Raw genomic sequence first — 12467 nt, 5'->3', positions numbered from 1 at the left:
CATGGATAAAGTAATTCCTCGTAAAAGTAAAAAAATTAGGTATCTGGCAATAGGAATCGGAGCTTTTTTAGCATTGGCAATTGTAGTCTTTTTTTCTTTTAACAAAAAAAGAACCCTTAATGTGAAGGGAGATGAATTGATTATAAAAACGGTCGAAACAGATTTCTTTGAAGATTTTATGGTTTTTCAGGCAAAAGTTGAACCTTTGAATGTGATGTTGGTCAATGTAACTGAAGGAGGATCAGTTAAGGAAATATTTGTTGAAAATGGAGCAACAGTTATTAAAGGGCAATCATTGGCTCGATTGTATAATCCGAATACTGAACTTAATTATCTTACACAAGAAACAGCAATCATAGAGCAGATCAATAATCTGAATACTGGGAAATTAAATATTAGAAATCAAGAGCTGAATTTGACTAAAGATCTAGTTGCGATAGAGCATGATTATAATGATGCAAAACGTTTGTACGATATGAATTCGAAATTGTATGATAAAGATGTGATTTCTAGAAATGATTGGAATGCATTTAAAGAAAGTTTGCGTTTTCAGGATGAACGAAGAAAAACAATTCAACAAAGTATTCAAAAGGAGAAACAAACGAATCAATTGCAGATTTCACAAATCAATCGTTCGATTCAAACGATGGAAAAGAGTTTGGATATTTTAAGGAATAATAAAAAGAACTTTTTAATAACGGCGCCAGAATCAGGAAGGTTAACTTCATTTCAACCCGTTTTAGGAAAGACATTTCAAGCGGGAGAAAGTATCGGTAGAATAGATTCTAGACAAGGTTATAAATTGGTAGCTGAAGTAGATGAATTTTATTTAGAAAAAATGCGCGAAGGACTAAAAGGGCAAGTTGATTATCAGGGGAAAACTTTAGAAGTAATTGTGACAAAGGTAATTCCAGAGGTTAAAAGCGGTCATTTTTCCGTTGAATTAAATTTTATTTCTAAAGATAAAATTGCTTTACAGGATGGATTAAGTTTTGGAATAAAATTAATTTTATCTGAAAGAAATAAAATCCTTGTTTTGCCAAAAGGAAGCTTTAATCAGGAGACAGCAGGAAAATGGATTTTTGTTGTAAACGGAAATAAAGCAGAGAAAAGAACAATAAAATTAGGAAGAGAAAATCCTTCATATTATGAAGTTTTAAGCGGGTTAAAAGAAGGTGAAAAAGTCATAGTATCTTCTTATCTAGATTATAAAGATATGGAAGAGCTTTCGATACGTTCGAAGTAAACTAGCATTCAATCTCAGTTTACATTTTATAAAATATAACATTCAATCATCAATCAAAAAATACAATCAATAACAACAAATATTTTAAAAGATATGATAACAATACAAGATTTAACTAGAGTTTTTAGAACGGAAGAAGTAGAAACAGCAGCGTTAAGCGGAATTAATTTAAAGATAAAAAAAGGTGATTTCTTAACAATAATGGGGCCTTCGGGTTGTGGAAAATCTACTTTGCTTAATATAATCGGGCTTTTGGATAGTGCAAGCGGTGGAAGTTATAAATTATTGGATAACGAAATGGTTGGACTTAAAGAAAAAGGAAGAGCTAGTGTACGTAAAGAAAATATTGGATTTATTTTTCAAAATTTTAATCTTATCGATGAGCTATCAGTTTATGATAATATAGAGTTGCCTTTAATTTACAATAATGTGAAGGTGTCTGATAGAAAACAAAAAGTAGAAGCAATTGCAGAGAAGTTAAATATTTCTCATCGATTAAAACATTTTCCGCAACAGCTTTCAGGAGGACAGCAACAACGTGTTGCAGTTGCAAGAGCTTTAGTAAACGATCCTAAGATTATTTTGGCAGATGAGCCAACAGGAAACTTAGATAGTAAAAATGGTAACGAAGTTATGGAGCTTTTAACTGATCTGCATGCCAAAGGAGCAACAATACTTATGGTAACGCATTCAGATTACGACGCATCTTTTTCTCAAAAAACAATTCACATGAAAGATGGGATTATTTTTTCGGAAAAATTAAATCAAAGAAATGTAGATGTTTTTAAAGTATAGAAATCATGATAAAATTGATAACAATAGTAATTATAGTAGTGATAGAATTTTGTAAAACATTGTTTTTATAAAACATTTTAAATCAATCAATCAATCAAACTAAATCATAAATAAGATGATATTTAACTGGATAAAAATATTTGTTTATCATTTAAAGCAAAACAAACTGTTTTCGTTTTTAAATGTATTAGGATTAAGCATAGGAATTGCAGGAGTTATTTTTGCAATTTTATATTGGAACAATGAGAATTCGTATGATCAATGGAATCCTGAGAAGGAAAATGTATATCAGGTTCTTAATAGTATAGATGGCGCAACAGAGAATATATGGAATTCAAGTCCAGTTCCCTTTGGAGTAACATGTAAGGCTACAATTCCTGAAATTGAAAATATTACTTTTTTTGATAGTTGGTATTATGAAGATATACTCAAATATAACAATCAAAAATGGATGGGTAAAAAAATCATAGTTGCTGATTACGATTTTTTTGAAATATTTCCATTTCCAATTGTTAAAGGTGCTAAAAAAGATATTCTTAAAGAGAAAAATAGTGTTGCCATTTCGGAAGACGAAGCAAAAGTGGTTTTTAAAAATGAAGATCCTATAGGGAAAACTCTTGTCAAGGATGGAAATGTTTTTATTGTAAAAGCAGTTTATAAAATCATGAGACCATCTTCTGTTGAACCTAATTATGTTTTCGGAGGGCTTTTGAAAGAGTATGAAATGGATCATTGGGGGAACTTTAGTCATTCGCTTTGTATAAAGGTGAAAAAAGGAACAGATGCCGCAAGTGTTTTAAAGAAAATGCAACATGTGGATTTCGTTAACCGAACAATGAAAGATGCGAAAGAAAATGGACAGACTGTTGAGCAATATGTGAAAGATAATGGAGTTATTACTATTATTTTGGATCAGCTAAAAGAGGCTCGACTTTATGGTATAGGTTCTAGGATTGGAGGGAGTTATCCAGAAGGCAGAGGGGATTTGCAGTTATTGTATATTATGGTAGGTTTGTCTGGACTTATTTTGGCATTATCCTTAGTAAACTATATTAATTTAGCAACAGCATCAGCAATTAAACGAGCTAAAGAAGTTGGTGTACGAAAAATTGTTGGAGCAAATAAATCTCAAATTATCTGGCAGTTTATATTCGAAACGGCAATAATTGTTGTTTTCGCTATTCTTTTGGCGTTAGCAATTGTAGAGCTTTCTTTGCCTTTTTTTAATGACTTTTTGGGTAAAACACTTGCGATGCACGGGGCTGAATTTTATCTGCAAATCATCATTATTTTTGTTATTGTAATTATTCTGGCGGGTATATTTCCTGCGGTTTATGTAGCTAATTTTGAAACATTAAAAGTTTTAAGAGGGAATTTTTCAAGGAGTAAAAGTGGTATCTGGATTAGGAATTCGATGTTGATTTTTCAGTTTACAATTGCAGCCTTTTTTATCATAGGAGCATTAGTTGTTTATTCTCAAGTAAGTTATATGATGAATAAAGATTTAGGTTTCAGCGGAAGTCAAGTAATTAGTATTTCATTTAATTATAAAGACCAAGAAAAAAGATTAGAAAAGTATTTTACGACCAGAGATGAATTGATGAAAATAACCGGCGTTAAACATGTTTCTACTTTTGCGGGTTCCTTTGGTCAAGGAGCGAATTCAAGTTCAGGATTTAAGCACAATGGCATTTTTGTTCAACCTCAAAATGTAACAATGGATTTTGGTTTTCTTGAAATGATGAAAATTAAGATGAGTCAAGGACGAGATTTATCGCCTCAATATGCATCAGATACAATAAATAATTGGTTGATAAACGAAACTTGTGCTAAGATGTTAAATCTTAAAAACCCCATAAATACGGTAATTAGTTCTGGTTGGGGAAATAAAGATGGAAATTTAAAATTTAAAATTGTAGGTGTGGTAAAAGATTTTCATATTCTAGGTTTTAAAAATAAAGTTCCACCGATGGTTTTTGTTAATATTAAAACCTTAAAATGGGATAATTTAGAGAATATATATGTAAAAGTTTCACCTGAGAACTTGACTGAAACATTGTCTAAATTAGAGACTTACTGGCAAAAGAATATCAATCCTGATTATCCTTTTAATTATCAGTTTGTAGATAAGGCATTTGCAAAAACATATAATGAGCAGATAAAACAGAAAAATTTGTTTTTTGTACTTAATGTTATTGTGATTATTATTGCGATTTTCGGTTTATTTGCATTAGCATCATTTTCAATGGAAAGAAGGTTGAAAGAAATTGCAATCAGAAAAACACTTGGCGCAGAAACAGATGCTTTACTTAAAGAATTGTCGAAACAATATGTGCTTTTTTGCCTTATAGGCTTTGTAATAGGAATTTTTCCTGCCTATTTTTTACTTAATAAATGGTTAGAGAATTTTGCTTTTAGGATTGATGTTTCATTCTTGCCATTTATTGTTGCATTGGTTGTGTTGCTTTTGTTAACTTTGGTAATCGTTTTGGCAAAAGCATATCAAATAACTAAGATAGATATACTTAAATATCTTAAATACGAATAATTAATCTGAGCAATTAATTAGAATTGAGTTTTGGTTCCAGACCCGACAGTGTAATCGCTGGTCGGGTCTTTTTTTGAACCAAATAATATAGAATAATTGGTAAAGTGTAATTATTTGTAAACTATGTTTTAGCTTGATGAATTGTTAGTTAACTGTTTTGTCAGGAAACAATAGTGAGGATAAACTACTATCTCTATCATATACATCTTTGTAAAAACTGATTTCGCCTGCATCATTTACCCAAGCCGTAAAGTATCCAATATAAACAGGTATTTTGTTTTTTAGCATGCAAACAGTTTCTTTTTCTCCACTCATAGCATTATCAATACGATCAATAGGCCAGTCTGGATAATCTTTCAGGATGGCAACTGCAAGGTCTTTTGCTTTTTGAACATTTATACAACCATGACTAAAAGCTCTGTCTTGAGCAAGAAATAAACTTTTGGCAGGAGTATCATGCATGTAGATGTCATTTGGGTTCGGAAACAGGAATTTTACTAATCCTAAAGAATTATTTGGCCCTGGCTTTTGCCTGATAGTACCGTTGAACCACTCCATGTTGTGGTCTTTTAAATAATTCTTATCAGAAGCTATTAAAGACCTTAGCTCATTTTTGACAATACTCTGCGGAACTGTCCAATAGGGGCTAAATACGATTCGGTCCATTTTGCTGCTAAAAATTACTGTTTTGTTAAGTCTAGATCCAACAAAAACATCCGAAACCAATTCGTAAGCTCCGTTTTTTACATAAACTAAATGGTAAGAAGGAATATTTACCATTACATATTCTTTACCTTTTTCTAATTCTGCAGGAATCCATCGGCAACGTTCCATATTTAGCATAATTGTTCTTATGCGGTCCTCGATAGGCTCATTCATCTGACTAATTTGTTCCGCATCAATTTTGTAATTTAATGCTAAACCATATTTTCTTTTATAATTTAAAACAGCATCCATTAGTTCTTGGTCGTATACATTTCTTTTGGAGTCTTGTTTTAAATCTCCAAGAACCACTAAACGATGTCTGATTTGTCCAATAGTTTTTGAACTATCAAGAGGTTTTAGTATTTGTATTGATGGATCCATAGTTATTGGTTCCCAATCATTGGTTTTTTGAATTTTACGGTATTTGTCTAAAACATCACGTAATTTATAATATTGACTAAATAAGCCTATTTTTCCTTTATCTAATAACTTCGGATCAACTAATAAAGAATCTAATAATTTGTCATAAGAGATGCTTTTTTTGGGTAAAAACCATCCTAAATTCTGAACTTGTTTTGCATCAAGTCCTTCATAGACTTTGTTAGTGTAAAAGACATATAAAGAGGTTAGTAATAATTCTGTGTCGGATTGTGAAGGCTTATTGGCTTCGGTTTCGTTAAAAATAAAATCAATTTGATCTCTGTATGGTACAGTCGATTTTACTCCTTCTTTTTCAAGCATGTTTACTTTTTGATATAACAAATGAGCAAATTCTATAAGTTCATTATTGTCATACCATATCATTTTATAATTTCGACTTTTATAAAGCTGATCTACATCAGATTGATAAGTGCTGAATTTGGGGTAGTTTTTAAAGAAAGAGGCAATTGTAGCATTGTTAATTCCGGTGATTGTTTTGCTGTTATTAGTCTCTTTATGAATATTAAAAAATGGAGGGTACTCATTAAATAAAATATGTTTTTTGTTGGAGTTAAATGAAGTCAAGGGAAATGCCAACATTAGGATTGCGGATAATAAAGTAATTTTTCTCATAATTATTTGATTAATACGGTGACATGTTAAAAAAAAGTCTGGCACTCAATGTATTAATAAAGGTAGGGAAAATTTAATTGCTATATTTAATAATATTATATTTATATATCATTGAATACTTGATTTTGCAATTTGAAAAAAATAAATCTCTTGTTAGTGAAATGTTTTATTATTCGTGAAAAATGATTTAGCAATAACTTCAAACGATTAACCTATCAATAAATCCAATTTAAAACCGTTAGAATAAGAACTTAATCAGTTATCTTTGTAATCCGAAATCGGTTTAAATTAATATAGTTTTTGAAGCGATTATTGTCAATAGAAAATAGTAAGTTAAAATGAAATTAGACAGAAAAGAAATCCTTAAAGCTTTAGAGACGATTACTATAGCTGGAGAAGGCAAGAATATGGTTGAAAGTGGAGCAGTTGCAAATGTTATAACTTTTGGTGACGAGGTTGTAGTTGATTTAGTTTTGCACACACCAGCGATGCACATAAAAAAACGTGCAGAGGACGATGTTAAAAAAACAATTCATGAGTTAGTTTCTGCAGATGCAAAAATTAAAGTAAATATTAAAGTTGAAACACCTGAGAAAAACGAAATTAAAGGTCGTGCAATACCAGGTATTAAAAATATTATTGCTGTAGCCTCTGGAAAAGGAGGAGTTGGTAAATCGACAGTAACAGCAAATTTAGCTGTTACATTAGCTAAGATGGGTTTTTCAGTTGGAGTATTAGATGCTGATATCTATGGGCCATCTATGCCAATTATGTTTGATGTAGAAGCGGAAAAACCAGTTTCAATTTTAGTTGATGGAAAGTCAAAAATGAAGCCTATTGAAAGTTATGAAGTTAAAATACTTTCTATTGGATTTTTTACTGCGCCAAGTCAAGCAGTAATATGGAGAGGTCCAATGGCTTCTAAAGCTTTAAATCAGATGATTTTTGATGCTGATTGGGGAGAATTAGACTTTATGTTAATTGATTTACCTCCAGGAACTGGAGATATTCATCTTTCAATCATGCAATCACTTCCTATAACTGGAGCGGTTGTAGTAAGTACTCCGCAAGCTGTAGCTTTAGCAGATGCTAAAAAAGGAGTTTCGATGTTTATGCAAGATAACATCAATGTGCCTGTTTTAGGGATTATAGAAAATATGGCTTATTTTACACCAGAGGAATTACCTGAAAATAAATATTATATCTTTGGAAAAGAAGGAGCTAAGAATTTAGCAGAAGATTTAGGTGTCCCGTTTTTAGGAGAAGTTCCAATTGTACAGTCTATTCGTGAGGCTGGGGATTACGGTCGACCTGCGGCTCTACAAACAGCATCAGCTATCGAAACTGTTTTTGAGGAGATTACTAGAAACGTTGTGCAAGAAGTGGTAAATCGTAATGAAAGTTTGCCTGCTACCGAAGCAATAAAAATTACAACAATGGCAGGATGTTCTGCAGTAAAGAAAAAATAAATTAGATAATTTAGATAATGAGAAAAATTAGATAATTAAGATATTAGATAATTAGCAGTTTTGTAAAATTAGAGAGTTTAGCCTTTTTGATTTATAATTCTTCTAATTATCTAATTGACACATTTTTTAATTGCCTCTTTCTCTAATTGAATATTAAAATTATGACAACAGAAGAATTAACAAGCAATGTTTTAAAAGCTCTAGATGAAATCAGACCATTTTTGAATTCAGACGGTGGAGATATAACATTGGTCTCTATAGAAGATGATAAACATGTTAAGGTTCGTCTTGAAGGAGCCTGCACAAGCTGTAGTGTAAATCAAATGACACTTAAAGCAGGAGTAGAAACTACAATCAAAAAATTTGCTCCACAGATAGAAACTGTGGTAAATATTATGTAATTGTAGTGGTTTTCTATAGTTAAAATGATTTTCTTTTTTTTGGTTTATCTTAGGTAATCACTAGTGTTAATGTGAATGTTTTAGCATTTGTATAGCTATTTTTGAAGTTTAGTGGTATATCTACAAAATGAGGTTGTTTTCATTTTGAAATTAAATTAATTAATAAGAAAATGATGTTTAAATTAACGAATAATCATTTAAATAACAGATTAAGTTAGTTTTGGTAAAAAAAAGTGTTAAGAATTAGAAGGTTTTCAGTGGTATTTAGTAAAAATTTAACTTAAATTTGCGCTATAACCTCAAACCTTAATATTTATGAATAATTATTTTAAACTAATAGTTCTGTTAATTTTTACTTCTTCTACTTATGCGGAACAAATCAGTGAAAATCTATATGTAGATAAAGCTTGGGTTAATGAATATGAAGAATGGTCTGACTTTAAATTTACGGGTCAGATAGTTATTTCGCCTACATCTGAATCTGATGAAGCTAGTTTCAGAATTACTAGTTATGACTTTTTGTATAACCTCTCAGAAGGAAGAGCCAAGTTTAGAAACAAACAAAGTTATACAAGTGCAGAGTTTTCACATCCTCGAAAAATAAGATCAACAACAGATAAACAGGGTATTGTTAATGCTACGTATGAAGGTACTCTTATTTTTCAGAACGGAAATGATTATTTTTCGGTTGTTGCATTGGCTACAATACTTAATAAAGACAATATTATAGGATTAAAAATGCAGTTAAAGGATAATTCGAAAGAATATGCATTTTCTTTTAAACGTAGCAATTAGTATTTTGAAAAGATAATGTATTTTTGTTTTCTTAAAATGCGTTAATAATCAAAATTCGGATAATTTAAAAATGGATGTATTAATAAAGATCAAAGATAGAGAAGGAGTTGTTCATGAACTTCAGGCTCCAACTGATATGGCAATGAATGTAATGGAGCTGTGTAAGGCTTATGAGCTTCCTGTAGAAGGAACTTGTGGCGGAATGGCGATGTGTGCATCTTGTCAGTGTTATGTACTAAATGATGTAGAATTGCCAGAAATGGGAGATGAAGAAGAGGCGATGCTTTCAGAAGCTTTTTATGTTAAGCCTAATAGTCGTTTGGGATGTCAAATTCCAATAACAGAAAGTTTAGAAGGGTTAGAGCTAGAATTGGCCCCAGAATATTAAAAAATAATTAAAAAGGCGAGAAAATTTTTCTCGCCTTTTTAATTTATAGCAAGTTTTGCTATAGGCAATATGCGTTCAACAAATAAGGTGTATGCAGATTCTGAAGGATGTAATCCGTCTTGAGTAACTAAACTAGGATTGGATAACCCTTGTCGCGTAATATCAGTTATATTGACAAATTGGATGTTATTGGTTTTGCAATAATTTTCTGCAAACGCATTGTATTTGTCTATTTCTAATGAGATTTTTTTGTTATCAGATAATGGCGATTGCCCAAAAGGAGTGTAAGCATAGTCGGGTATAGAAATAACGATAACATTAGATTTTTCTTCCTTTGCTAAAAAAACAGCTTTGCTTACCAATTCAGGGAATTCCTTTTCGTATACAGAAAAAGGGGTATTTTGAAATTGATTGTTAACTCCTATTAATAATGTTACTAAATCGTAATTTGAGCTTGGATTCTCAGTCTTAATAGCCGACAATAAGTTGGAGGTTGTCCAGCCTGTTTTTGCAATGATTTTTAGCGAAAAAGATGTTGTTGGGTATGTATTCGACAGGTTGCGTTGTAATTGTTCAGGATAGTTACAAGTTTCGCATACGCTTTGACCAATGGTATAGCTATCGCCAAGGGCTAAATAATTTATTGTTTTTGCAACGAGAGGTGGTGTTGTAATAACAGGTGGGACAATAGCTGTAGGTGTTTTAGGTGTTTCGCTTTCAGAATCACAGCTAATCGTAGGGATTGCTATTAAAAGTGTAAGTATTATTTTGAATGCATTTTTCATAATAGGGTTATTAAGATATTCGTAGTTCTCAATAATACTTACGCTAAAAATACTATTTTGGTTTTTACACCATTTCAATTTTTATGCTAATTTCTTCTTCAATAGCATTCCACAATCCAATTCTTTTCTCTAGAGAGAGGATAGATATTTCTTGAACTTCAGACCATTTTTTCGGATCGTTTTCACATAAATCAGTAATCATTTTCATTGCCATAGGGCCATGTTCATCTGCGTCAAGTTCAATATGTCTTTCAAAATAATATATAAGCTTGCTTAAATCTGTGTCAGGAAAGTTTTCTTGAAAATTTCTTAAAATTGCAGTAAACATATTTGGAATCAAATCTTCTCTTCCAAAAGTAAAAGCTGCGGCAATTTCGTGTGGTTTACCTTCTTCAATTACTCTAAAAGTAAAGTCTAAGAAGGCTTTAATATTAGGGTGTAATTGACTTTGTTTAATTGCGACAAATATATTTTGTAAAGAGTTTACTTCATTTAGAAAACCTTCGATACTTTTTGTACTTGCTCCACAATCTTCCATTGCTTCAAGATACATTTCGTAGTGACTTAGGCGACGGCCATCAATACTTAAATCAGTTTCTTCTGCCAAAACAATTTCATTGATTAGGTATCTTGTTTCGGGATTTTTACTGGCAAACCAAGGTGTTGTTGTACAAGTAAGTTTTGATTGTAATGCTTTTAGTAAAGACATAAAGTCCCAAACTGCATATACATGACTTTCCAGAAAGGAATGTAAGTCATCAATACTTTGAATTTTTTTATATAAAGGGTGTTGTAGTAGTAGGTCTTTTTGAGGTTGAATGCTATTGTTTATAGTCTCAATATTCATGCTGTAATTTTTTACAAATATAAAAAAGCTTCTTGGTAACAAGAAGCTTTTGAATTGATTTTATATATTTTTTAATAGATGATTTCTATTTAAAAGCAGGAATCCCAGTAATATCCATTCCAGTAATTAATAAATGGATGTCATGAGTTCCTTCATAGGTAATGACACTTTCTAGGTTCATCATGTGGCGCATGATTGAATATTCGCCAGTAATTCCCATTCCGCCTAATATTTGTCTGGCTTCGCGAGCGATGTTTATTGCCATGTCAACATTATTTCTTTTTGCCATCGAAATTTGAGCAGTTGTTGCTCTTCCTTCATTTCTTAAAACTCCCAAACGCCAAGTTAGTAATTGTGCTTTTGTGATTTCAGTAATCATCTCGGCTAATTTCTTTTGTTGTAATTGAGTTCCTGCTATTGGTTTATCGAATTGGATTCTTTCTTTGGCATATCTTAGGGCTGTATCATAACAATCCATTGCGGCGCCAATTGCACCCCAAGCGATTCCGTAACGAGCCGAATCTAAGCATCCTAAAGGAGCTCCTAATCCAGATTTATTTGGTAATAGGTTTTCTTTTGGGATTTTTACATTGTCAAATATTAATTCTCCAGTAGATGATGCTCGAAGTGACCATTTATTGTGAGTTTCTGGCGTTGTAAATCCTTCCATGCCACGTTCAACAATTAAACCATGTATTCTACCGTCCTCGTTTTTAGCCCAAACTACAGCGATATCAGCAAATGGAGCATTTGATATCCACATTTTTGCTCCGTTTAATAAGTAATGGTCTCCCATGTCTTTGAAGTTGGTAATCATACTTCCAGGGTCAGAACCATGATTAGGCTCCGTTAATCCAAAACAACCGATAAATTCACCAGTGGCAAGCTTAGGTAAATATTTCATTCTTTGCTCTTCGTTTCCGTATTTCCAAATAGGATACATTACTAATGATGATTGAACAGATGAAGTTGAACGAACTCCTGAATCACCACGTTCAATTTCTTGCATAATTAAACCGTAAGAAATTTGATCTAGTCCTGCTCCACCATATTCTACAGGTATATAAGGGCCGAAACCACCTATTTCTCCTAAGCCTTTTATGATTTGTTTTGGGAATTCTGCTTTTTGCGCAAACTCTTCGATAATAGGAGATACTTCTCTTTTTACCCATGCTCGGGCTGAATCTCTTACGAGTTTATGTTCGTCGTTTAATAAGTCGTCTAGGTTATAATAATCTGGTGCTTGAAATAGGTCTGGTTTCATAATTTATGTTTTTTTTCAAAAACAAATTTACACAATATAGATATAACAAAACAAAAGTAAATTGTTATATTTTTTACAGATTTATAAATAATAATCAGAATAAAATTGTGATTATTTTATATTTTCTGGTGTAAATTATTATTTGCTTATTGGTATTATTGCACTAAATTT

11 protein-coding genes are annotated in these 12467 nt (G+C 31.6%); 7 read left to right on the top strand and 4 right to left on the bottom strand.

Going from position 1 to position 12467, the window contains the following annotated elements; all coding sequences use genetic code 11:
* The first annotated feature begins 1 nt into the window (after position 1).
* The 3 genes from EAG11_RS16195 to EAG11_RS16185 all read left to right on the top strand — a co-directional run bounded on the left by EAG11_RS16195 (position 2) and on the right by EAG11_RS16185 (position 4589).
* Complete coding sequence (locus EAG11_RS16195; protein WP_129540067.1) at positions 2-1246, top strand: efflux RND transporter periplasmic adaptor subunit; 1245 nt, start codon at positions 2-4, stop codon at positions 1244-1246.
* Positions 1247-1339: 93 nt separating this feature from the next.
* On the top strand, positions 1340-2041 hold the full coding sequence (locus tag EAG11_RS16190) for an ABC transporter ATP-binding protein (protein WP_129540066.1): 702 nt from the start codon (positions 1340-1342) through the stop codon (positions 2039-2041).
* A gap of 115 nt (positions 2042-2156) precedes the next feature.
* Positions 2157-4589 (top strand): ABC transporter permease, encoded by a 2433-nt coding sequence (locus EAG11_RS16185; protein ID WP_129540065.1) that lies wholly within the window; start codon positions 2157-2159, stop codon positions 4587-4589.
* A gap of 144 nt (positions 4590-4733) precedes the next feature.
* On the opposite strand, the gene EAG11_RS16180 is transcribed toward EAG11_RS16185, so the two are convergent.
* The gene (locus EAG11_RS16180) at positions 4734-6347 is read right to left on the bottom strand and encodes a murein L,D-transpeptidase (protein WP_129540064.1); all 1614 of its coding nucleotides are present in this window, start codon (positions 6345-6347) and stop codon (positions 4734-4736) included.
* Between the two features lie 338 nt (positions 6348-6685).
* Here EAG11_RS16180 and EAG11_RS16175 point away from each other — a divergent pair, with 338 nt between their 5' ends.
* The 4 genes from EAG11_RS16175 to EAG11_RS16160 all read left to right on the top strand — a co-directional run bounded on the left by EAG11_RS16175 (position 6686) and on the right by EAG11_RS16160 (position 9400).
* Complete coding sequence (locus EAG11_RS16175) at positions 6686-7816, top strand: Mrp/NBP35 family ATP-binding protein (RefSeq protein WP_129540063.1); 1131 nt, start codon at positions 6686-6688, stop codon at positions 7814-7816.
* A 161-nt stretch (positions 7817-7977) separates the two neighbouring features.
* On the top strand, positions 7978-8217 hold the full coding sequence (locus EAG11_RS16170) for a NifU family protein (RefSeq protein ID WP_039113776.1): 240 nt from the start codon (positions 7978-7980) through the stop codon (positions 8215-8217).
* 315 nt (positions 8218-8532) lie between these two features.
* Positions 8533-9012, top strand: a complete 480-nt coding sequence (locus tag EAG11_RS16165) for a hypothetical protein (RefSeq protein ID WP_129540062.1) — start codon at positions 8533-8535, stop codon at positions 9010-9012.
* Between the two features lie 70 nt (positions 9013-9082).
* Positions 9083-9400: a 2Fe-2S iron-sulfur cluster-binding protein gene (locus tag EAG11_RS16160; RefSeq protein WP_129540061.1), complete on the top strand. Its 318-nt coding sequence runs from the start codon at positions 9083-9085 to the stop codon at positions 9398-9400.
* Between the two features lie 38 nt (positions 9401-9438).
* Here the strand turns inward: EAG11_RS16160 and EAG11_RS16155 are convergent, their stop codons facing one another.
* The 3 genes from EAG11_RS16155 to EAG11_RS16145 all read right to left on the bottom strand — a co-directional run bounded on the left by EAG11_RS16155 (position 9439) and on the right by EAG11_RS16145 (position 12296).
* The gene (locus EAG11_RS16155; RefSeq protein WP_129540060.1) at positions 9439-10185 is read right to left on the bottom strand and encodes an SGNH/GDSL hydrolase family protein; all 747 of its coding nucleotides are present in this window, start codon (positions 10183-10185) and stop codon (positions 9439-9441) included.
* A gap of 64 nt (positions 10186-10249) precedes the next feature.
* Positions 10250-11032 (bottom strand): DUF3050 domain-containing protein, encoded by a 783-nt coding sequence (locus tag EAG11_RS16150; RefSeq protein WP_129540059.1) that lies wholly within the window; start codon positions 11030-11032, stop codon positions 10250-10252.
* An 85-nt stretch (positions 11033-11117) separates the two neighbouring features.
* Entirely contained in the window at positions 11118-12296 is a 1179-nt protein-coding gene (locus EAG11_RS16145; RefSeq protein WP_129540058.1) for an acyl-CoA dehydrogenase family protein, read from the bottom strand.
* Between the last annotated feature and the right edge of the window lie 171 nt (positions 12297-12467).

The organism is Flavobacterium sp. 140616W15, assembly GCF_003668995.1.
Classification (GTDB): Bacteria; Bacteroidota; Bacteroidia; order Flavobacteriales; family Flavobacteriaceae; genus Flavobacterium.
Note: the sequence above shows the minus strand (reverse complement) of the source record. Positions and strands in the feature narration are given on the sequence as shown.

Coding starts and splice junctions, on each gene's coding strand:
- EAG11_RS16155 (WP_129540060.1), bottom strand. CDS start 10,185: ATGAAAAATGCATTCAAAATAATACTTACACTTTTAATAGCAATCCCT.
- EAG11_RS16180 (WP_129540064.1), bottom strand. CDS start 6,347: ATGAGAAAAATTACTTTATTATCCGCAATCCTAATGTTGGCATTTCCC.
- EAG11_RS16190 (WP_129540066.1), top strand. CDS start 1,340: ATGATAACAATACAAGATTTAACTAGAGTTTTTAGAACGGAAGAAGTA.
- EAG11_RS16175 (WP_129540063.1), top strand. CDS start 6,686: ATGAAATTAGACAGAAAAGAAATCCTTAAAGCTTTAGAGACGATTACT.
- EAG11_RS16150 (WP_129540059.1), bottom strand. CDS start 11,032: ATGAATATTGAGACTATAAACAATAGCATTCAACCTCAAAAAGACCTA.
- EAG11_RS16160 (WP_129540061.1), top strand. CDS start 9,083: ATGGATGTATTAATAAAGATCAAAGATAGAGAAGGAGTTGTTCATGAA.
- EAG11_RS16165 (WP_129540062.1), top strand. CDS start 8,533: ATGAATAATTATTTTAAACTAATAGTTCTGTTAATTTTTACTTCTTCT.
- EAG11_RS16170 (WP_039113776.1), top strand. CDS start 7,978: ATGACAACAGAAGAATTAACAAGCAATGTTTTAAAAGCTCTAGATGAA.
- EAG11_RS16195 (WP_129540067.1), top strand. CDS start 2: ATGGATAAAGTAATTCCTCGTAAAAGTAAAAAAATTAGGTATCTGGCA.
- EAG11_RS16145 (WP_129540058.1), bottom strand. CDS start 12,296: ATGAAACCAGACCTATTTCAAGCACCAGATTATTATAACCTAGACGAC.
- EAG11_RS16185 (WP_129540065.1), top strand. CDS start 2,157: ATGATATTTAACTGGATAAAAATATTTGTTTATCATTTAAAGCAAAAC.